This is a genomic window from Kitasatospora sp. NPDC097643, from assembly GCF_040302625.1.
In the GTDB taxonomy this organism is placed as follows: Bacteria; Actinomycetota; Actinomycetes; order Streptomycetales; family Streptomycetaceae; genus Kitasatospora.
This window is the reverse complement of record NZ_JBEOSA010000079.1, coordinates 20,695-40,541: the sequence shown is the minus strand read 5'-3', so window position 1 is coordinate 40,541 and position 19,847 is coordinate 20,695. Positions and strand designations below refer to the sequence as shown.

17 protein-coding genes are annotated in these 19,847 nt (G+C 74.0%); 6 read left to right on the top strand and 11 right to left on the bottom strand.

Going from position 1 to position 19,847, the window contains the following annotated elements; all coding sequences use genetic code 11:
* The coding region (locus ABTY15_RS34620; RefSeq protein ID WP_350604678.1) for a hypothetical protein at positions 1 to 237 on the top strand (237 nt) is incomplete at its 5' end.
* 166 nt (positions 238 to 403) lie between these two features.
* Here ABTY15_RS34620 and ABTY15_RS34615 read toward each other — a convergent pair.
* The gene (locus ABTY15_RS34615; protein ID WP_350604676.1) at positions 404 to 1,408 is read right to left on the bottom strand and encodes a stage II sporulation protein M; all 1,005 of its coding nucleotides are present in this window, start codon (positions 1,406 to 1,408) and stop codon (positions 404 to 406) included.
* A gap of 201 nt (positions 1,409 to 1,609) precedes the next feature.
* On the opposite strand from ABTY15_RS34615, the gene ABTY15_RS34610 reads away from it, so the two are divergent.
* Positions 1,610 to 2,773 (top strand): RDD family protein, encoded by a 1,164-nt coding sequence (locus ABTY15_RS34610; protein WP_350604674.1) that lies wholly within the window; start codon positions 1,610 to 1,612, stop codon positions 2,771 to 2,773.
* Between the two features lie 69 nt (positions 2,774 to 2,842).
* Here the strand turns inward: ABTY15_RS34610 and ABTY15_RS34605 are convergent, their stop codons facing one another.
* Entirely contained in the window at positions 2,843 to 3,478 is a 636-nt protein-coding gene (locus tag ABTY15_RS34605; protein ID WP_350604672.1) for a hypothetical protein, read from the bottom strand.
* A 153-nt stretch (positions 3,479 to 3,631) separates the two neighbouring features.
* Here ABTY15_RS34605 and ABTY15_RS34600 point away from each other — a divergent pair, with 153 nt between their 5' ends.
* Positions 3,632 to 4,147, top strand: coding sequence for a SigE family RNA polymerase sigma factor (locus tag ABTY15_RS34600; protein WP_350604671.1), 516 nt, complete (start codon positions 3,632 to 3,634; stop codon positions 4,145 to 4,147).
* Complete coding sequence (locus ABTY15_RS34595) at positions 4,147 to 5,244, top strand: hypothetical protein (RefSeq protein WP_350604669.1); 1,098 nt, start codon at positions 4,147 to 4,149, stop codon at positions 5,242 to 5,244. The genes ABTY15_RS34600 and ABTY15_RS34595 overlap by 1 nt, the downstream gene beginning before the upstream one ends.
* 86 nt (positions 5,245 to 5,330) lie before the next feature.
* Here the strand turns inward: ABTY15_RS34595 and ahcY are convergent, their stop codons facing one another.
* The 6 genes from ahcY to ABTY15_RS34565 form a co-directional block, all read right to left on the bottom strand.
* Positions 5,331 to 6,779: an adenosylhomocysteinase gene (gene ahcY, locus ABTY15_RS34590; protein ID WP_350604667.1), complete on the bottom strand. Its 1,449-nt coding sequence runs from the start codon at positions 6,777 to 6,779 to the stop codon at positions 5,331 to 5,333.
* 379 nt (positions 6,780 to 7,158) lie between these two features.
* A complete protein-coding gene (locus tag ABTY15_RS34585; RefSeq protein WP_350604664.1) occupies positions 7,159 to 8,136 on the bottom strand; it encodes a cation diffusion facilitator family transporter in 978 nt (325 codons plus the stop codon).
* 81 nt (positions 8,137 to 8,217) lie between these two features.
* Positions 8,218 to 9,468 carry an SIS domain-containing protein gene (locus ABTY15_RS34580; RefSeq protein WP_350604662.1) on the bottom strand — a complete coding sequence of 417 codons (1,251 nt, stop codon included), beginning with the start codon at positions 9,466 to 9,468 and terminating at the stop codon, positions 8,218 to 8,220.
* An 80-nt stretch (positions 9,469 to 9,548) separates the two neighbouring features.
* On the bottom strand, positions 9,549 to 9,731 hold the full coding sequence (locus ABTY15_RS34575; protein WP_350604661.1) for a Trm112 family protein: 183 nt from the start codon (positions 9,729 to 9,731) through the stop codon (positions 9,549 to 9,551).
* Positions 9,732 to 9,818: 87 nt separating this feature from the next.
* The gene (locus ABTY15_RS34570; protein ID WP_350604659.1) at positions 9,819 to 11,204 is read right to left on the bottom strand and encodes a phosphomannomutase/phosphoglucomutase; all 1,386 of its coding nucleotides are present in this window, start codon (positions 11,202 to 11,204) and stop codon (positions 9,819 to 9,821) included.
* Positions 11,205 to 11,337: 133 nt separating this feature from the next.
* On the bottom strand, positions 11,338 to 11,703 hold the full coding sequence (locus ABTY15_RS34565) for a DUF3499 domain-containing protein (RefSeq protein WP_350604657.1): 366 nt from the start codon (positions 11,701 to 11,703) through the stop codon (positions 11,338 to 11,340).
* A gap of 162 nt (positions 11,704 to 11,865) precedes the next feature.
* Between ABTY15_RS34565 and ABTY15_RS34560 the strand changes: the two genes are divergently transcribed.
* Positions 11,866 to 12,318: a metallopeptidase family protein gene (locus ABTY15_RS34560; RefSeq protein WP_350604655.1), complete on the top strand. Its 453-nt coding sequence runs from the start codon at positions 11,866 to 11,868 to the stop codon at positions 12,316 to 12,318.
* A gap of 45 nt (positions 12,319 to 12,363) precedes the next feature.
* Here the strand turns inward: ABTY15_RS34560 and ABTY15_RS34555 are convergent, their stop codons facing one another.
* The 3 genes from ABTY15_RS34555 to ABTY15_RS34545 all read right to left on the bottom strand — a co-directional run bounded on the left by ABTY15_RS34555 (position 12,364) and on the right by ABTY15_RS34545 (position 18,574).
* Positions 12,364 to 14,142, bottom strand: a complete 1,779-nt coding sequence (locus tag ABTY15_RS34555) for a DUF5719 family protein (protein ID WP_350604653.1) — start codon at positions 14,140 to 14,142, stop codon at positions 12,364 to 12,366.
* Between the two features lie 6 nt (positions 14,143 to 14,148).
* A complete protein-coding gene (locus ABTY15_RS34550) occupies positions 14,149 to 18,003 on the bottom strand; it encodes a glycosyltransferase family 2 protein (protein ID WP_350604651.1) in 3,855 nt (1,284 codons plus the stop codon).
* A gap of 298 nt (positions 18,004 to 18,301) precedes the next feature.
* On the bottom strand, positions 18,302 to 18,574 hold the full coding sequence (locus tag ABTY15_RS34545) for a WhiB family transcriptional regulator (RefSeq protein ID WP_063349134.1): 273 nt from the start codon (positions 18,572 to 18,574) through the stop codon (positions 18,302 to 18,304).
* A 623-nt stretch (positions 18,575 to 19,197) separates the two neighbouring features.
* Here ABTY15_RS34545 and ABTY15_RS34540 point away from each other — a divergent pair.
* Entirely contained in the window at positions 19,198 to 19,833 is a 636-nt protein-coding gene (locus tag ABTY15_RS34540) for a cysteine dioxygenase (protein ID WP_350604648.1), read from the top strand.
* Positions 19,834 to 19,847: the final 14 nt, after the last annotated feature.

Below are 19,847 nucleotides of genomic sequence, written 5' to 3'. Positions count from 1 at the left end.
GCTGTTGAGTTCTCAAGGAACGGACACTTCCTTCGGACCGCCTTCCAGCGGGCCCTCCGGGCGCTTCGTTCTTTCGTGTTTCCAGCTTATCAGATCCTCGCGGCCGTTTCTTACCGGCTTCGTTTCTCTGAATTCCCGCTGGAGGGATTTCCTGCAAACTTCGCTCCGAAGCTTATCAAAGCATTCGGTGTGCTCAGTCCGCGGGATTTGCTTCGTCGGAGGGCGCGCATTTCGTGAAACGCGCTCGCCTCGATTCGGCGGTGTCGTAGACACTAACGCCCGGGCCTGACCGTTGTCCAGTCAGTCCCAACCGTTCAAACCTACTAGCCCAGCCCTACCACGTCAATGGTCTGACCGGGATGCGAGAAGAGTAGCAGGTCAGGGGCCTGTTGATCACATCGGCTCAGCCGGCGACGGGCTGTAGGTCCGCCCGGTCGGCCGCATCGACGTCGCCCACCTCGCCCGACCGGGCGGCCTGCCGGCCCAGCACCAGTGCGTAGAGGAGGAAGAGGACCTCGACCACTACGCCGATCGAGATGCGGGCCCAGGTGGGCAGGCCGGACGGCGTCACGAAGGCCTCGATGACACCGGCGACGGCCAGCGTCGTCGCCAGGCCGATCGACATGCCGATGATGGAGCGGCCCTGCTCGGCGAGGGCCACGGCACGGGTGCGCGGGCCGGGATCGATGATCGTCCAGCCCAGGCGCAGGCCCAGGCCGCCTGCGACGAAGACCGTGGTCAGCTCCAGCAGTCCGTGCGGGAGGAGCAGGCCGAGGAAGACGTCGAGCCGCCCGGCGGAGGCCATCAGTCCGAGGCCGACGCCGAGGTTCACCACGTTCGTCCACATCACGTAGACCACCGGAATGCCGAACGCGATGCCGTACACGAGGCACTGCACGGCGATCCAGGCGTTGTTCGTCCAGACCTGGGCGGCGAAGGAGCTGGCCGGCCGGTCCGAGTAGTAGGCCTCGAACTTCCCGCCGGGGCGGGTCAGCTCGTGCAGCCAGTCCGGGCCGATGAGGCCGTTGCGCACCTCGGGGTGGGTGGCCATCCACCACGCGATCAGGACGGCGGCGAACAGCGAGACGGCCGCGACCGGCAGCCACCAGCGGCGCGACCGGTAGAGGGCGGCCGGGAAGCTCACCGTGTAGTAGCGCGCGACGTCCTGCCAGCCGTTGGTGCGGGAGCCGGTCACCGCGCTGCGGGCGCGGGAGACCAGGCTGGTCAGCCGGCCCACCAGGGCCGGATCCGGCGCGGCGGCCTGGACCTTGGCCAGGTGACCGGTGACGCGCTGGTAGAGGGTGACCAGTTCGTCCACCTCGTCGCCGCCGAGTCGGCGCCGGCCGGCGAGGGCGTCCAGCCGGGCCCACTCCCCCTGGTGGGTGGCGACGAAGACGTCCAGGTCCATTCGGCGGCTCCATGGTCGGCGGCGGGCGCGGGGCGCACCGGCGCGGGCGGGCGGGTACGTACGGACACGTGCGGCCCAGCATGCCAGCAGGAGCGGACGCCGGAGCCGTCGGGATCTCACTTCCCGTGCGCCCGCCGGGCGCCGTATGTTGGCGACTGCGGATCAGACTGCGGGGAGCGGGTCGTCAGGGGGCGGATCCGGGTGACTACCCTCTCTTCCTCGGCCACCGCCGTTCCCGGCGGCCCCATGAGCGAGCTGTACGGGCTCCACGAGCGTGAACGGACGGGTGTCTTGAGCGACCTGGTGACGGGTGAGGCGGTCGTCCTCGACCTGCACACGGCGAAGCTTCCGAGCCGGGCGCTGGCGATCGCGCTCGACCTGCTGGTGGAGTTCGCCGCCCTGTTGGTGACCACGCTGATCCTGAGCGTCGCCCTGGTCAGCCTCGACGGCGCCGCGCTGACCGCCACCGTGCTCGGCCTGATGGTGTTCTTCCTGGTCGCGGTGCCCGTGATGGTCGAGACGCTCACCCACGGCCGCTCGCTCGGCAAGGCCGCACTCGGCCTGCGGGTGGTGCGGGTCGACGGCGGCCCGGTGCGGTTCCGCCACTCCCTGGTGCGCGGGCTGGTCGGTTTCGTCGAGTTGGTCGCCTTCAGCGGCGTGCCGGCGGTCATCACCTCCGCGGTACACCTGGACGGCAAGCGGCTGGGCGACATCTTCGCGGGGACGGTGGTCGTGCGCGAGCGCACCCCGGGCGCCGGCGGTACGGCGTCCCCGGTGCCGCAGGTGCACCCGCAGCTGCTCCAGCTGATGGGCCGCGAGCTGGTGGCGATGGACCTGTCCGCCGTCCCGGAGCCGCTCTGGCTGGGGATCCGCCAACTGCTGGGCCGGATGGGACAGTTGGACCCGGCCGTGACGAACCGGATGTCCGTCCGGCTGGCGGAGGACCTGGCCGCACGGACGAGCCACCCGATCCCGCCGGGGCTGCACCCGGCGGCGTACCTGGGCGCGGTGCTCACCGAGCGGCAGCGGCGGGAGTGGCTGCGGGTCCAGCGCCAGCAGCAGCAGGCGGCGGCGGCGTCGGCGCCCGGGCACGCCCCGATGTCGATGGCCGCGCCGATGGCGATGCCGGCGCAGCGGCAGCCGCTCACCCGGGCGGTGCGGCCGTCCACCCCGGTGTCGCCGGTGACCCCGTCCGCACCGGTGACCCCGTCCGCACCGGCGGCCCCGGCCCCGGCGACACCGGTCGCGCCGGGCGCGCCGGCCGCACCTGCGGGCCCGTCCTTGGTGAAGCCCGCCCCGCAGCCCGCGCAGCCCACCCCCGACGACCGGCCGACCCCCGGCACGGGCTTCGCCCCACCCGCCTGAGCCCCACCCGCCTGAGCCCCACCCGCCTGAACCCCACCGACGCGAGCCTGGCACCCAGGTCCCCGCCGGCTACCCGCCGAACTCGGCCGGCCAGGCGTTCGGCGGCGACTCCAACTCCTCCAGCTCGATCCCGCCCGCCGCCAGCACCACGTCCCCCGCCAGGTGCACCACCTGCTGCTCGCCGGTCTCCAGGTCCGCGACCTGGTACCGCTCGACCGACAGCGGCCCGGAGTCCGTCTCGTGCGTGTCGACGGCCTCCAGCAGCCACCCCTGGTCGAAGGTGCGCGGCGCCAGCACCGGCTCGGTGAACGCGACCAGCCGCACCCGCGCGCTCGCCCCCTCCCCCAGCCGCAGCAGCCGGGCGGTGGCGATCAGGAAGGCCGGGGAACGGCCGGTGAACCCGTGGGCCCGGTCGTGCCCCTCCACCGCGTGCTCGCCGCCCGGGTCCGCCGCGTCGGTGCGCACCCAGGCCACCCCGTCCACCGCGCCACCGCGCACCTGCCAGCCGCCGGCCCGCAGCTCCATCCGCAGCGGGCGGGCCCGCGAGTCGAGGGTGAGGTCGGTGGTGCCGATGACCCGGCCGTCCGGTGCGTAGGTCTTGGAGACGTACCGCCAGCCGGCCGGCCCGGGGGCGCAGCTGAAGCGCTCCTCGCCGAGCAGCACGTGGTCATGGGTGTCGTGGAGCGAGTACCGGCCGTTGGGCATGCCCGAAAGCCTACGTGGACGACCTGAGAACGCTCTCCGCCGATCTCCCGTCGATCGCCGCCGATCGCGTGCAACGTTCCGGGCGGCCGCCCGCATTAGGGGGGTGCACGGCGCGCGGAGCGCCGGCGGTTCGAGGAACGAAGGGGGGCACAGATGGCGAAGCAGGCACGCGACGAGGAGTTCACCGAGTACGTGGCGTCCCGGAGCGGCTGGCTGCGGAAGGTCGCCTATCTGCTGTGCGGGGACTGGCACCGGGCGGACGACCTGGTCCAGGAGAGCGTCACCAAGCTCTACGTCAACTGGTCCCGGGCCGGCCGGCTGGAGAACGTGGACGGCTACGCCCGCCGGGTGTTGGTCAACACCTTCCTGGCCGAGCAGCGCACCTCCTGGTGGCGGCGGACCAGCCGGTCGGGCGGCGACCTGGACGGCGAGTCCGGGCCGCTCGTCGACCTCGACGCCTCGCTCGACCTGCGGCAGGCGCTGTCGGCGCTGCCGGCCCGCCAGCGGGCCACCGTGGTGCTCCGCTACTACTGCGATCTGACGATCGACCAGACCGCCGACGCCATGGGCTGTTCACCCGGCAACGTGAAGAGCCAGACCTCGCGCGGCCTGGACACGCTGCGCCGCTCCCTGACCGTCCGCCCCGTCGTCGCCGAGAGGACGTCATGATGACCGACGAACACCGCGACCTGGCCGAGCAGTTGGTCTCCCTCGCCGAGTCGCCCGCGCCGCCGCCGGGCTTCGATCCCGCCCGGTCCGTGGTCGAGGGCCGCGCCCGGCTGCGTCGGCGCCGCCGGGCCGCGATCGGCGCCGCGGCCGCCGCCACCGCGGTGGTGGTGGCGGGCGCCCTGCTGCTGGGCCCCGGGGGCAGCAACGCCGCCCCCGCTCCCCCGGCCGCCCCCACGCTGACCGCGACGCCGAGCACCACTCCGACCGCCGCCCCGACGCCCACCCCGACCCGGGCCGGGATCGACCCGCTGACCACCGAGGTGCACTTCGGCTGGCTGCCCGACTGGGTCGGCGGCCAGGCCGGCGTCGGGTACGAGACCGGGTACCACGGCATCTACGCCCAGGCCCGCGGCAGGGGCCAGGACCCGGCCCGGATCCTGCTCTCGCTCCAACCGGCCGGTTCCGAGCCGTCGATGACGGCGTTCGGCGGCCACCAGAAGCTGGTCAAGGAGGAGGCCCCGCAGGTCAACGGACGGGAGGCGTTCTGGGCGGTTGCAGCCGAGGGCGACACCCCGGTCCAGCTGACGCTGCACTGGCTGGCCCCCTCCGGCCGCTGGGCCGAGCTCTCCGGCTACGGCGGCCAGCGGTCGGACGTCACCCGGGAAGTCCTGCTCAAGGTGGCCGCCGACGTCCGGTTCGGGCACTGGGACGTGCCGCTGCCGGTGCAGTTCACCGGCCTGCCCGGATCGTTCAAGGCCACCGACGTCTCGCTCAACAAGCCCGGCCTGTCCTGGGAGGACCACCCCTGGGGAATGTGGCTGATGTTCCAGGTCGGGCAGCAGAACGTCTCGGTCACCATGGAGCCGGCCGCCCAGGGCCCGAACCCCGAGCCCTCCCCCACCGGCACGGACGGCTCGCCGTACACCGATCCCAACCCGCCGCTGTGCCAGGTCTCCAACGGGATCCAGCTCTGCGTGGGCGCGGGCGCCGGCGTCCCGCCGGAGCTGGAGCAGCTCGGCGGCCTGCCGGCGATGCTCGCCCACACCAAGGCCCTGGGCGTGGACGAGAGCACCTGGACGACCGACGTCGTCCGCTAGCGACACCGATACCGCGAACATCCGAACACGCCGGTGGCCGGCACCCCGCCCGGGGTGCCGGCCACCGACCTGCGTACGTCACCGCATCAGTAGCGGTACTGCTCCGACTTGTACGGGCCCTCGACCGGGACGCCGATGTAGTCGGCCTGGTCCTGGGTCAGGGTGGTCAGCTTCACGCCCAGCGCGTCGAGGTGCAGGCGGGCGACCTTCTCGTCCAGGTGCTTCGGCAGCACGTAGACACCGATCGGGTACTGCTCGGTCTTCGTGAACAGCTCGATCTGGGCGATCGTCTGGTTGGCGAAGGAGTTGGACATCACGAACGACGGGTGGCCGGTCGCGTTGCCCAGGTTCAGCAGGCGGCCCTCGGAGAGCACGATGATGGTGCGGCCGTCGGCCTTGCGCCACTCGTGGACCTGCGGCTTGACCTCGGTCTTCACCACACCCGGCAGCTTCGCCAGGCCGGCCATGTCGATCTCGTTGTCGAAGTGGCCGATGTTGCCGACGATGGCCTGGTGCTTCATCCGCTCCATGTGGGAGGCCAGGATGATGTCCTTGTTGCCGGTGGTGGTGATGAAGATGTCGGCCGTCTCGACGACGTCCTCCAGGGTGGCGACCTGGTAGCCGTCCATCGCCGCCTGGAGCGCGCAGATCGGGTCGATCTCGGTGACGATGACGCGGGCGCCCTGGCCGCGCAGCGACTCGGCGCAGCCCTTGCCGACGTCGCCGTAGCCGCAGACGACCGCGACCTTGCCGCCGATCAGGACGTCGGTGGCGCGGTTGATGCCGTCGATCAGCGAGTGGCGGCAGCCGTACTTGTTGTCGAACTTCGACTTGGTGACCGAGTCGTTGACGTTGATCGCCGGGAACAGCAGCTTGCCGTCACGGTGCATCTCGTACAGGCGGTGGACACCGGTGGTGGTCTCCTCGGTCACGCCCTTGATGGTGGCGGCGACCTCGGTCCACTTGTTCGGGGTGTCCTTCAGGGTGCGGTTGAGCAGCTCCAGGATGATCCGGAACTCGTCGTTGTCCGCGGTGGACGGGTCCGGAGCGGCGCCGGCCTTCTCGAACTCGACACCCTTGTGGATCAGCAGGGTGGCGTCGCCGCCGTCGTCCAGGATCATGTTCGGGGTCGTGCCGTCAGGCCAGGTCAGCGCCTGCTCGGTGCACCACCAGTACTCCTCCAGCGTCTCGCCCTTCCAGGCGAAGACCGGCACGCCCTGCGGGTTCTCCGGGGTGCCCTCCGGGCCGACGGCGATGGCGGCGGCCGCGTGGTCCTGGGTGGAGAAGATGTTGCAGGAGCACCAGCGGACCTCGGCACCGAGGGCCGTCAGGGTCTCGATCAGCACGGCGGTCTGCACGGTCATGTGCAGCGAGCCGGTGATGCGGGCGCCGGCCAGCGGCTGCGACTCGGCGTACTCGGCGCGGATGGACATCAGGCCGGGCATCTCGTGCTCGGCCAGCTGGATCTCCTTGCGGCCGAACGGCGCCAGGGAAAGGTCGGCGACCTTGAAGTCACCGGTGATGTCGGTCGACATGCGTCTGCTCCTCGCTGATGGGGTGGGGCGGGGCCACGGTCGTGGTGTGCGTCGCAGCGCGGCGGGGCCGTAACGGGTGCACGGCTACGCCGGGGCGACCGGGCCGCGACGGACCGGTTCCCTGCTGCGCAGCACAAACCGTCGGAGGACCTCTCTCCCTCGACCGGCGCACACCCTACGGGTACGGGCCACCGATCGACCGCCATCAGCAGCGACGTTCTGGCTCTGGTGACGAATCTACACCGGTGGCCCCATCGGCCGTCTGCCGATGACTGTTTTTCGGCCCCGACGCAGCCGCCCCTCAAGCCGGACCCGAGCCGATCGTCGGACGACCGCCTCATCGGACGACAGCGCGCCGAACGGCCGGCTCGTCGGACCGTCAGTGCGCGGCCTCGGGCCCGGGCCCGCCCGGGGTGGCCGCCGGGTCCTCGCCGGCGGCGGCCTTCTCGGCGCTGTAGACGTCGGGCTCCAGGTAGATCGCCCGGGCGATCGGGACGGCCGCGCGCACCCGCACCTCGGCCGCGTCGATCGCCTCCGCCACCTGGGCGGCGCTGTCCTCCGCGTTGACGGCGATCTTGGCGGCGACCAGCAGCTCCTCCGGGCCCAGGTGCAGGGTGCGCATGTGGATCACCCCGGTGACCGTCTCCCCGTCCACCAGCGCCGCGCGGATGAGCCCCACCGACTCCTTGTCGGCGGCCTCCCCCAGCAGCAGCGACTTGGTCTCCAGCGCGAGCACCACGGCGATCACCACCAGCAGGGCGCCGATGCACAGGGTGCCGACGCCGTCCCAGACGCCGTCGCCGGTGATCACGGTGAGCCCGACGCCGAACAGCGCGAGCACCAGGCCGACCATCGCGCCGGCGTCCTCCAGCAGCACCACCGGCAGCTCCGGCGCCTTGGCGGTGCGGATGAACTGCACCCAGCCCTGGGTGCCCTTGGCCTTCGCCGACTCGCGCATCGCGGTGAGGAAGGACCAGCCCTCCATCGCGATGGCGAAGACCAGCACGCCGACCGCCCAGCCCCAGGAGTCCAGCGTCTCCGGGTGGGTGACCTTGTGCCAGCCCTCGTAGATCGCGAACAGGCCACCGACCGTGAACAGCACGATGGCCACCAGGAAGCCGTACACGTAGCGCTCGCGGCCGTACCCGAACGGGTGCTCCTCGTCCGCCGCCCGGCGCGCCCGCTTGCCGCCGATCAGCAGCAGCACCTGGTTGCCGGAGTCGGCGACCGAGTGCACGCCCTCGGCCAGCATCGACGAGGAGCCGGTGAAGCCGAAGGCGGTGAACTTGCCGGCTGCGATCGCCAGGTTCGCGGACAGGGCCGCGACCAGTGCCTTGGTGCCGCCTTCGGTACTCATGCCGGGAAATCCTCACAGGGTCGGGTCAGCGTCGTCGAGCGCTTACCGTACCGGCCCCGCGACACCCGCCGTCCGACCGGCTCAGGACTGGGCGGCGGCGAGCCCCAGGTAGACGGCGGCGAAGTCGGTCAGCGCGACCAGGTCGGCCAGGGCGTGCAGCGGGTCCGGCCGCTCGCTCGCGTACTCGGTCAGCCGGACGTCGTGGGCGGCGGCCAGCCGGTGCGCCCGGGTGACGCCGAAGCTGCGCGGGCGCTCGTCGTCCTCCGGCACCTCGGCCGGGCCCTCCTCCTCGTCCGTCGGGCCGCCGGACCCGCCCGGGACGTGACGCAGCAGCAGGACCTGGAGGTGCAGCGGGTCCGGCTCCTCGACCCGGTCGCGGAAGAAGTCGTCCGGGTCGGCGCCCGCGCCCAACTGGCCGGTGAACATGCCGCGGTGGGCGGTGAGCACCTGCGGCAGCGAGCCGGCCAGCGCCGGCCGGCCGGCCCGGTCGGCCAGCTGGGCGGCGAAGCGGACGGCGGCCGCCCCGGCGACCGGGCCCTCGGCCCAGAGCAGCGGGACGGTGCCGGCGAGCCGGGCGGCCAGGCCCTTCGCCGGGTTGGTGTACGCGGCGGCGTCGGGGCGGCAGCGCACGGCGGTCGCGTCCAGCAGGTCGGCGACGGCCGGCAGCGCGTCGTACGGCAGCTGGGTGAGGCCGAGCTTCTGGGCGAGCGCGAGCAGCGGGGTGAGGTGGGACCAGAGCGCGGCCGGGTCCTCGGCGGGCAGGTCGGGTTCGGCGGCGGCCCCGGCCGGCCCGGCCTCCTCCGGCAGCGCGGACGGCACGTACGGCAGCGGCAGCGCCCGGACCTGGAGCGCGGCCTCGGCCAGCCGACTGCCGGCCGGGGCGGTGACGACGACGGCACAGCCGCGTGCGTACGCCTGCTCGGCGAGGCCGATCAGGCCCTGCTCACCACCGTCGGCGGAACTGATCACCAGCAGGTCGAGCGGGCCGGCCCAGCCGGGCAGCTGCCAGCCGAGCCCCGCGGTGAAGGCGGGCGGCGCGCCGGACCGGTCGGCGCGCGGGGCGGCGGCCTCGGTCGGCGCCAGCGGGGCGACCAGGGTGGCGGTGCCGGCCAGCGCGGCCAGGATCTCGGCCGCGGTCAGCGCGCTGCCGTGCCCGGCGACCAGGACGGCGCGCGGACGGCCGTCGGGGCGCAGCCGGTCGAGGCCGGCCGCATCGGCCAGCCGCAGTGCGGTGCGCACCCGTGCGCCGGCGCCGGCCAGGGCCAGCAGCGCGCGGTCGCGGTCGGCGCGCTGGAGGGCGGCCGGGTCGTCGAGCAGGGTGTCGTCGAGCATGCGGCGGGCCTCCGGCTGCTGTCCTGGGCGCTGGCTGGCGGGGAGCGCTGGGCTGGGGGACGGTCGTCCGCCCCCCAGGATCAGGCCGGGCGGCGGGCCTCGTCCACCAGAAGGACCGGAATGCCGTCCCGGACCGGGTACGCGAGGCCGCAGTCCGCGCCGGTGCAGACCAGCTCGGGGTGCTCCTCGGTACCGCCCTCGGTGAGCGCGGCCCGGCACTGCGGGCAGACCAGGATCTCCAGCAGGAACGATTCGAGCTTCATGGGGTGTCGCACTCCAGACATCGGGGGTGGCACGGCGGTGCCCCGGCCGATAGGCAACCCTACCGGCCGGGGCATGCGGGGATCGGGTCAGGCGCGGACGATGGCCAGCACGCCGTCGCGCAGCTCGGCCATCCTGGCCGGGTCCTTGGCCTCGACGTTGAGGCGCAGCAGCGGCTCGGTGTTGGAGGCGCGCAGGTTGAACCACCAGTCCGGGCCGGCCACGGTGAGGCCGTCCAGCTCGTCGACGGTGGTGCCCTCCAGGCCGGCGTAGGCGGCGCGGACGGCGGCGGTGCTGGCGGCCTGGTCGGCGACGGTGCTGTTGATCTCGCCGGAGGCGGCGTACCGGTCGTACGCGGCGGTGAGCTCGGACAGGGTGCCCGACTGCCCGCCGAGGGCGGCCAGCACGTGCAGGGCGGCCAGCATGCCGGTGTCGGCGCGCCAGAAGTCGCGGAAGTAGTAGTGCGCGGAGTGCTCGCCGCCGAAGACGGCGTCGGTGACGGCCATCTCCTGCTTGATGAAGGAGTGGCCGACCCGGGTGCGGACCGGGACGGCGCCGAGCTCGCGGACCACCTCGGGGACGGTCCAGGAGGTGATCAGGTTGTGGATGATCGTCGGCTCGGCCTCGCCGGCGGCCTTGGCGCGGGCGATCTCGCGGGCGGCGACCAGGGCGGTGATCGCGGACGGGGAGACCGGCTCGCCGCGCTCGTCGACGACGAAGCAGCGGTCGGCGTCGCCGTCGAAGGCCAGGCCGAGGTCGGCGCCGACCTCGCGCACCTTCGCCTGGAGGTCGACGAGGTTCTTCGGGTCGAGCGGGTTGGCCTCGTGGTTCGGGAAGGTGCCGTCCAGCTCGAAGTACATCGGGACGAGCTCGATCGGCAGGCCGTCGAAGACGGTCGGGACGGTGTGGCCGCCCATGCCGTTGCCCGCGTCCACCGCGACCTTGAGCGGGCGGATCGCGGTGAGGTCGACCAGGCTCAGCAGGTGGTCGGCGTAGCCGCGCAGGGTGTCCTGCGCGGACAGCGCGCCCGGCTCCACGTCCTTGGCCGGGACGGTGACGGTGTCGTCCTCGGCGGTCCAGGACTCGACCAGCTCGCGGATCTCGGCGAGGCCGGTGTCCTGGCCGACCGGGGCGGCGCCGGCCCGGCACAGCTTGATGCCGTTGTACTGGGCCGGGTTGTGGCTGGCGGTGAACATCGCGCCGGGCAGGTCGAGCTTGCCGCTGGCGTAGTAGAGCTGGTCGGTCGAGCAGAGCCCGATCTGGACCACGTCGGCGCCGTAGGCCGCGGCGCCCTCGGCGAAGGCCCGGCTGAGCGACGGGGAGGAGGGCCGCATGTCGTGGCCGATCACGATCGCGGACGCGCCGGTGACCTGCACGAACGCCGCGCCGAAGGCCCGGGACAGGCTCTCGTCCCACTGGTCCGGGACGACGCCTCGGACGTCGTACGCCTTCACGAGCTGCTTGAGGTCGCGCACTGCGGCTCCACCCTGGTCTCTGTACTGGTCGGTCACGACCCGCCGGGATCGCCACCCGTTCGGTCGACGGGCGGCATGACGGTAGACCGGCAGCGTACCCGGGCCGGACCGGGGGCCTGTGCCGGGTGAGCGGTCAGTTCTCCGGCGAGCGGAGGACCCGGAGGTGGCCGCGCCGACCGCCCTCGGTGGACTCGCCATCGGGCACGCGGCCCTGACGGGGGGTCTGCGGGCGGGCGGCCTCGCGGACGGCGTTGGCCAGCGCCTCCAGGTCGTCGCTGCTGCGGCGCAGCGGCCCGGCCTCGGCGGCGAGCCGGACGACCTCCCAGCCGCGCGGTGCGGTCAGCCGCTCGGCGTGCTCGGCGCACAGGTCGTAGCAGTGCGGCTCGGCGTAGGTGGCGAGCGGGCCCAGGACGGCGGTGGAGTCCGCGTAGACGTACGTCAGCGTCGCGACGGCCGGACGGCCGCACGCGGTCCGCGAACAACGACGTACAGAGCTCACGAGGGTGGACGGTACCGCACTCCTCGCCGGGGAGCGAAGACCGCCTGCCCGGCAGGGGTCCCGTGTCGTCGCCGCGCGCTCCGCATGTGCCCCGCCGCACCCGGCGATTCCCCGCCGGAGTGGTCCACTTCCGACCGTCCAAGGACTACCCTCGGCAGTGATATGGACAGCTCTGCACCGCAGTCATCGACGGGACCCTCGCGCCGTCCCCGGCACCGCGACCGGCACGGCAGGGGGCTGCGCGGCCCGCTGGCGCCGCCCCAGGTGCCGATCTCGCTCACCCGCTCCGAACTGTTCGACGACTACGTGCGCGAGTCGGTGGAGCGTCTTGAACGGCGTTGGCCGCAGTTGATCGAGGTCGAGTTCGCCGTCCAGGAGGTGCCGCTGCACGAGCCGGACGCCGCCGACGCCGAGGACGGCGTGCCGCTGGGCCGGGTCTCGCCGGGCAAACAGGGCCGCAAGAGCCAGATCGTGGTGTACCGGCGGCCGGTGGAGATCCGGGCGAAGACCCGGGAGGACCGCGCGGCGCTGGTCCACGAGATCCTGATCGAGCAGGTGGCCGAGCTGCTCGGGCTGTCGCCGGACGCCATCGACCCGCGCTACGACGAGGACTGACGCCCAGCAGGGCGGCACCGGAAGGGTGCCGCCCTGTCGGCGTGCTCAGTGCAGGACGACGCCCGGGTCCTGGGCGGCCTGCGGCACCTTGACGGTGCTGTGGTCGTCGCGCAGTGCCTGGACGGTGAACATCGGCACGTCCTTGGCGGGCAGCGAGAGCATCCGGGCGGCCACCACCGGACCGCCGGAGACGGTCTCCACGGTGAGCGCGAAGCTCCCGTTCAGCCCGCCCGGCTCGGGTGCCGGGACGGCGACCGTGCCGCCGGCCGGCAGCTGGACGTCCTTGCTCACCGGAGTGCCGCCGCCGGTGCCCGCCGAAGCGGTGACCCGGACGGTGGCGGCGTCGCCGGTGGAGGTCAGGAACAGGGTGGACGCGCCGGCCCGGTTGTCGGCGACGGTGGCGCGGGCGCCGACCGGCGCGCTGCCGGTGAGCCAGGCCGCGTCGGACTTGCCGTTGGCGCCGGCCCGGTCGACCCGCAGGCCGGCCACGACCGCGGTCGGGTGCTTGTCGTCGCTGGGCGACAGCCGCAGGCCGGCGACCTCCTCGCGGGTGACCTTGCCGAGGTCCACGGCGGCGACCATGCCCGCCTTGACGTGGATCGACTCGTTCCCGGCCGGGGTGAACCAGCCGTTCTTGCCGGAGAGCTGGATCTTCAGGTCGGCGTCGTCCTCCGGCGGGGCCCAGACCACCAGGCGGGCGGCCGTGGTGTCGGCGGGCAGGCCGGGCAGCACCTGGGTGGCGGCCGGGTCGGCCGAGGCGGGCACCCAGTCGGCGCCCTTGTTGCCGTCGGCGGCGTGCAGCGCGGCGCCGACCCGCCCGCTGCGGACGACCACGTGCACGACCAGGTCGCCGACCGCGCCCTTGCTGATGGTCGACAGCAGGATGGCCTGGGAGCTGCCCGCGGCGACGGTGAGGCCGTTGGCGGCGTCGTTCTCGATCAGGCCCTTGTCGCCGTACAGCTTGATGTCGACCACGGCCGCCGAGGACTCGGGGTTGACCAGGCTGACGTAGTCGACGCGGTTGTCCGCGGTGCTGGCACCGGCGAACCAGAAGCCGGTGCCGGCCGGGGTGCAGGTGAGGCCGGACAGACCGAGGCCGCGCTGTTCGGTGACCACGGTGGTCTGGGTGACGGTGAAGCCGGGCGCGAGGGCGCCGGTGGCGACGGCCCCGCCGCCGGGCGCGGCGTCGCCGTTGGCGGCCGGACCGGTCACCGGGGTGCCCGGCTTGGTCAGGGTCAGCCGGGCGTCGGAGGGCGCGCCGCCCTTGTCCGCGCCGCCCTTGTCCCCGGCACCCGGGGCCGCCGAGCCGGTCGCGGCGGCGGTCGGCGCCGGAGCGGCCGAGGCCGGGGCGGACGGGGCCGTGGTCGGCGGGGTCGCGGGCGCGGCCGCGTCGGAGAACCAGCCGGCGCCGCCGGTGGCGCCGCCGGTGCCGGGCGGGGTGTAGGCGGTGAGGCTGGTGGAGCCGGTCAGGCCCTGCAAGGGCTGCGGGCAGACCACCGCGGTCCGCTCGACCTGCGCGGTGGCCGCGGACCCGCCCTGGTCGGCCTTGGCCGGCACGGCCGGCGGGCGCACCTGGGCGATCCCGAACACCACGGCGAGCACGGCGGCCGCGGCCAGCAGGGACTGGGTGGTCCTGGTGCCGCCGGAGCGCCCGGCGAACCGGCCGGGCGCCGCCGGGGCGGCCCCCGGCCCGGCCTCGAAGGGCTGCGTGGTGCCGGCGGGCTCGGCGGTCTCGGCGGGCTCGGTCGTCTCGAAGGCCTCGGCGGCCGCGAAGTCGTCGGCGGCGCCCTGGGCGGACTTCTTCCTGAAGGCGGGCTTCTTCATCGCGGGTCAGCTCCCCGATCCGTGGTGGTGCGGGTACCGGCCCGTGCCGTTGGGGTCGTTCGGGTCGTAGTAGGGCTCGGCCTGCGGCTGCCCCGGCGCCCACGGCTGCTGGTGCTCCGTCTGCTGGTAAGGGTCGTAGCCGTACTGGCCGTCCTGCGGGTACGGCTGCTCGTAGCCCTGCTGCGGGTACGCCGGCTGCTGCGGGAAGCCCTCGTACCCCTGGCCGTCGTAGCCCTGACCGTCGTACCCCTGGCCGCCGTAGGGCGCGGCCACCGGCTGCTGGGCCGCGTACTGGTCGTAGCTGTACGGGTCGGCCTGCTGGTACGTCTGGTACGGGTCCGCGTAGGGCTCGGCCTCCTGGGCGGCGGCGGCCGCCTGGACCGCCTCGGTCACCGGTTCGCCGGCGGGCTGGGCCGGGACGGCGCCCGCGTAGACCCCGGTGTCCTCGTCGCCGGCCTCGCCGCCCTCGCCGCGCTCGGCCATCCGACGGGCCCGGCGGCTGCCCGGGGCGGGCGCCTGCGCCTGGGCGGCGGCGGCCAGCGCGGCGGCGGCCACCACCTCCTCCGGCAGGTCGTCGTCCTTGTGGCTGCGGCGGCCGGGCAGGGCCAGCACCAGGGTGGTCAGGCCGAGCAGCACCTGGGCCCAGATCCAGCCGGTGTGCGTCAGGCTGCCCTCGCGGGTGACGCTCAGCTTGCCGCCGCCGGCCGGGAGCTTGAAGCCCTGCGCCCAGCCGTCGACCGTGGTGGCCTCCAGCGCGGTGCCGTCCAGGGTGGCCTTCCACTCCGGGGCGGCGGACTCGGCCAGGCGCAGCACCCGGCCGTCCGGACCGGCCGCGACGGTGGCGTCCACGTCGCGGACGCCGGAGGGGACGACCACCGGGGCGGCGCCCGGGGCGGTGATCACCGCGCGGACGGCCGGGGCGCCGTTGACCTGCCAGAGCGCGGCGTTGCCGTCCTGGTTGGCCTTGACCAGGCCGGGGGTGGTGTCCAGGACGTCCCGGTAGGTGTTGATCACCGGCTGCTGGACCACCACGTAGGCGATGCCGTAGCCGGAGAGCGCGCCGGCCTGGTCGGCGCCGGAGCCGGCCAGCAGGCTGCCGACCACCTTGTTGAGGCCGTCCTGGGTGCCGGTCGCCGGGTCGACGGTCGACTCGGCCTGGCCGAGGGTCAGACCGGCGGCGCGCACCACGGTGTAGCGGACCGAGCCGCCGCTCGGGTCGCCGGTGACCACCAGGGTGCGGGCCCGGTCGGTGGTGCCCGCCTCCTCGGCGACGAACGCGGGCACCTGGCCGGCCGCGGCGCGGTGCAGCGGACCGTCCGCGCCGGTCAGCGCCCACCACAGGCCGGTGCCCAGCGGGGCCAGCACCGCGGCGGCCACCACCAGGGCGGCCACCGGCTGGCGCCAGCCGAAGGCGATCCCGGCCACGCGGGCGTTGGCGCCGTCGGCGCCGATCGCGGCGGCGGCCAGCAGGGCGATCCCGGCGATCAGGGTGGCCGGGCCGGCCCAGGCGGGCACCGCCGGGCCACCGAGGGCCGGGGTGACCGAGGCGCCGGCGACCAGGACCGAGAAGACCAGGCCCGCACCGGCCGCGCCCCAGGCGGCGAGCACCGCCCGGCGGCGGTCGGCGCGCAGCAGCGCGGCGAGCGCGGCGAGCACCACACCGGCCGACAGCCACACCGGCGGCACCCCGGCGCCGCCGGGGTTGACCAGCAGCAGGCCGGCCGCGCTCGCGCCGGTGCCGTGCAGGCCCGGCAGACCGGCCTCCAGCAGCAGCCACTGCGGGTGCGACAGCACGGTCAGCGACCACGGCGCGAGCACCAGCACCGGCACCGCGAGGATCACCAGGACGCGCAGGCCGAGCAGCCGCAGTGCAGCCCCGCCGGAGCCGAAGGCGCCGCCGCGCACGACGGCGACGGCCAGCGTCGCCAGGCAGAGCGGCACCGCGAGCGCCCAGGTCAGCGGCACGAAGGCGGTGGCCAGGGTGAGCAGCAGGACGGCCATCCAGACCGGCCGCCAGCCGGGCCGGGCGCCCTTGGCCGCGCTCTCCTCGCGGATGCCGAGGCCGGCGGCGATCGCCGCGGCGCGGGCCAGCGGCGGCAGCAGCACCGCGAGGACGGCGGTGCCGATCCGGCCCTGGGCGAGTGCGCCGGTCGCGGCGGGCAGCAGGGCGTAGGTGGCGCTGGCCCACGCGCGGACCAGCTTGGAGTCCAGCAGCGGCCGCGACACCAGGTAGGCGCTGACCGCGGACAGCGGCACCGCCAGCACGACCAGCACGGTGACCGCGAGGTCGGCGTGGTCGAACAGGATCCAGGAGAGCACCGCGAGCACGCCGAGGTACGGCGGCGCGGCGGCGGTGGAGCCGGTGCCGACCGGGTGCCAGGCGTCGGCGTACATCGACCAGAGGCCGCCCGCGCCGTCGGTGGCCGGGAGCAGGGCGCCGCCGAACAGCTCGCCGCTGCCCAGCAGGCCGCGGCAGGCGACCAGGGCGAACACCAGCAGCGCGGCGAACAGCACCGGCGCCGGGCGCCGGGCCAGCTTCTTGATCAGCGCGAACTGTTCGACGACGAGGTCCTCGGCGTCCTCGTCGCCGCCGGCCTCGACCGAGCCGTGCCGGCCGCCGGAGTCGTCGCCGCCCCCTATGCCGAGCGAGCCGATGACGCCCTCGACGGCGAGCCGGGCGGTGGCGCCGGGCGCCGGGAAGAGCGTGCGGTCGTCCAGGGCGTCGGCGGCCCGGGTACGGGCCCGGCGCTTGCGCGCGGCGAGCAGCCGGGGGAAGCGGACGAGTTCGTGGCCGAGGCCGGCGAGCTCGTCGAAGGCCTGGCGCGGGTCCTTGCCGAGCAGGTTGGTGACGGCGCGCAGCAGCGTGCCGAGCACCATCCGGAGCAGGACGTAGGGGAAGAGCGCGCCCTTGCAGTTGGCGAGCAGGGTGTAGACGGCACCGGCCTTGTCCACCCGGTGCGGGTGGGAGGGGCCGCAGTCGATGGCGCGGCGCTCACGGCTGGCCGCCTCGGCGTGCCGCAGCACGGCGTCGGGGGCGACCACGACCCGGTGACCGGCGGCGTTGACCCGCCAGCAGAAGTCGGTGTCGTCGCGCATCAGCGGCAGCGCCTTGTCGAAGCCGCCGAGCTCCTCGAAGACGTCGCGGCGCACCAGCATGCCGGCGCTGGAGACGGCGAGCACCGGGCGGACCTGGTCGTGCTGGCCCTGGTCCTGCTCGCGGCGGTCGAGCCCGGTCCAGCGACGGCCGGAGCGGGCGATGGTGACGCCGACCTCGAGGAGCTGGCGGCGGTCGTACCAGCTGCGCAGCTTGGGGCCGACGACGGCGGCGCTGGGGGTGGAGTCGGCGACCTGGAGCAGGCGGCGCAGCGCGTCGGTCTGCGGCTCGCAGTCGTCGTGCAGCAGCCAGAGCCACTCGACCGGCTGGGTCTCGCGCGGGCCGCCGCGGCCGAGGTCGTCCTCCTGGGCGAGCGGGTCGCCGAAGTCGTCCCAGCCGCCGGTGACCGGGTCGTAGCCGGAGGGGTCGAGCCGGTAGGGCAGGTCCTCGGGGCGCAGCGGCGGGCTGTTGAAGACCGCCTCGGCGACGGCGGTGCCGAAGCCGGCCCGGCGGCCGAGGACGGTCGGCCCGCTCTCGGGCAGCCAGTCGGCCAGGGTGTCGGCGAGCAGCTGCGGGGAGTTGTCGGTGGAGCCGGTGTCGACCGCGAGTACCCGCTGGACCTGGCGGTCCTGGCCGAGCAGGCCGGCGAGGGCCTGCGGCAGCCAGCGGGCGCCGTCGTGCGAGACGATCACGGCGGTGACCAGGTGGCGCGGATAGGCGGGCGGCCTGGCAGCGGTGAAGCCGCTCTGGTGGCTGTAGACGGTCATCGAGTGCGCGGGCCCCAGTTCTCGGTGGACACAGCCGGTGAACGGCAACCGGATGGCGCACCACACTAACGGCTCCAGGTGGCGCCTTCGTCCGCGGTGCCGGTGCGGAACCGGTGAAGGACGGGCCTCGACCAGGCCTGGAGCGGGCCGGGACCGGGCCCGGGACCAGGGGCGGGACCGGGCCCGGGGCGGGCCGGGAGCGGGCCCGGGGAACACGAAAGCGCCCCACCACCGCGGTGAGGCGCCCGTACTGCTGTGTGGTTGTCGAAGGGTCAGCGGGGGTCAGGGGCCACCCCGGTCAGACCGCGCTCTTCTTGAGCCGGCGGCGCTCACGCTCGGAGAGGCCGCCCCAGATCCCGAAGCGCTCGTCGTTGGCGAGGGCGTACTCCAGGCACTCGGAGCGGACCTCGCAGGCGAGGCAGACCTTCTTGGCCTCGCGGGTGGAGCCGCCCTTCTCGGGGAAGAAGGACTCCGGGTCGGTCTGGGCGCACAACGCGCGCTCCTGCCAACCGAGTTCTTCCTCTTCCTCCGCGATGCCGTCACCGATCAACAGCTCAAAGAGCTCGCTCATGTGGCGCGCCTCCTCTGCCCCTACTTGGCGTCCCCGTGGTTGCCGTTGCCTCGTGCGGCCGACGACACGAGTGAAATTACAGTTGCGTCACTCTGGCCCAGTCAAGCCGAGCTCTGGTATTGGGGTCAGGATTCACTCCCCGGCACCAAGCCATTACGAATAGTGTACATAATTGGACACATCGGGCGTTTCGCCCGAAAGTGCCGGACGGCGTCGAACCATCCACAACCATCCGCCGAGTGACGCCCGGTCACCGTCACAGGCCGGTCATCCGGCTCCCTTCCCGGCGATCTTCTCATCGAAACATAGAGCGTGATTAATCACCCCATCAGGGAAACTTCCGGACCTAACCCCCTCGAATGCCGCAAGTCAGGGTTTGACACCGCACCTGCCGATGAGGTCTCCTTTCCCCCATGTCAGAGTTCACCAGCCCCCGGAGCGGTTCCACGCTCCGCCGTGCCGTGAACTCTTGTTGTCGCCTCTGTTCCTGCTGTATCTAGGCGCCCGCGTCCCACCGCGCGCCGCCCCCAGGAAGCACAGAGGCCGCCCGCGATTCCCGTCCCAGGACATCCCGGATCCGGCTGATCCCTGACGAACCAGCCGCAGATCCGAGGACGACTCCCGTGCGCATGACCCGCATCCGCAAGCGGAACCGCGACCGCAACAAGCCCGCCCGCCGTGGCCACGCCCCCGTCACCACCGTCGCGCCCGCCGCGCCCGTGCGGCGCTGGACCGACGGCCTCAGCGACGTCTCCATCGCCGGCGACCCGCTCGCCTTCCCGCACCTGGCCCGCACCGACCTGCCGGCCCACCCCACCACCGTCGCCGGCTACGCCCGGCTGGTCCGCGAGATCGCCGCCGACCGCACCCGCTGGGAGCCGCTGGTCCGCTACGACGCGCTCACCCGCTGGTACGCCCGGCTGGAGACCGGCCCCGGCTACGAGGTCTGGCTGCTCAGCTGGCTGCCCGGCCAGAGCAGCGGCTTCCACGACCACGGCGAGTCCTCCGGCGTGATGACCGTCGTCCAGGGCGAGCTCATCGAGCGCTCCCTCACCCAGGCGGGCGAGGGGGCCCGCACGCTGCGCCCCGGCGGGCAGCGCGTGTTCTCCGCCGGCTACCTGCACGAGGTGGTCAACGGCGCGCTGGAGCCCGCCGTCTCCATCCACCTCTACACGCCGGGCCTCACCGAGATGAACCAGTACGGCGGCGGCGCCACCGTCCCCGAGCAGCACCCGCAGGCCCAGGCCGAGACGCACTGAGCGACGGCTGACGG

What these genes read in the sequence shown, in the direction of transcription:
- ABTY15_RS34615 (WP_350604676.1), bottom strand. Translation starts at nt 1,408, where the DNA reads ATGGACCTGGACGTCTTCGTCGCCACCCACCAGGGGGAGTGGGCCCGG.
- ABTY15_RS34605 (WP_350604672.1), bottom strand. Translation starts at nt 3,478, where the DNA reads ATGCCCAACGGCCGGTACTCGCTCCACGACACCCATGACCACGTGCTG.
- ABTY15_RS34600 (WP_350604671.1), top strand. Translation starts at nt 3,632, where the DNA reads ATGGCGAAGCAGGCACGCGACGAGGAGTTCACCGAGTACGTGGCGTCC.
- ABTY15_RS34595 (WP_350604669.1), top strand. Translation starts at nt 4,147, where the DNA reads ATGACCGACGAACACCGCGACCTGGCCGAGCAGTTGGTCTCCCTCGCC.
- ahcY (WP_350604667.1), bottom strand. Translation starts at nt 6,779, where the DNA reads ATGTCGACCGACATCACCGGTGACTTCAAGGTCGCCGACCTTTCCCTG.
- ABTY15_RS34585 (WP_350604664.1), bottom strand. Translation starts at nt 8,136, where the DNA reads ATGAGTACCGAAGGCGGCACCAAGGCACTGGTCGCGGCCCTGTCCGCG.
- ABTY15_RS34580 (WP_350604662.1), bottom strand. Translation starts at nt 9,468, where the DNA reads ATGCTCGACGACACCCTGCTCGACGACCCGGCCGCCCTCCAGCGCGCC.
- ABTY15_RS34575 (WP_350604661.1), bottom strand. Translation starts at nt 9,731, where the DNA reads ATGAAGCTCGAATCGTTCCTGCTGGAGATCCTGGTCTGCCCGCAGTGC.
- ABTY15_RS34560 (WP_350604655.1), top strand. Translation starts at nt 11,866, where the DNA reads ATGGACAGCTCTGCACCGCAGTCATCGACGGGACCCTCGCGCCGTCCC.
- ABTY15_RS34555 (WP_350604653.1), bottom strand. Translation starts at nt 14,142, where the DNA reads ATGAAGAAGCCCGCCTTCAGGAAGAAGTCCGCCCAGGGCGCCGCCGAC.
- ABTY15_RS34550 (WP_350604651.1), bottom strand. Translation starts at nt 18,003, where the DNA reads ATGACCGTCTACAGCCACCAGAGCGGCTTCACCGCTGCCAGGCCGCCC.
- ABTY15_RS34545 (WP_063349134.1), bottom strand. Translation starts at nt 18,574, where the DNA reads ATGAGCGAGCTCTTTGAGCTGTTGATCGGTGACGGCATCGCGGAGGAA.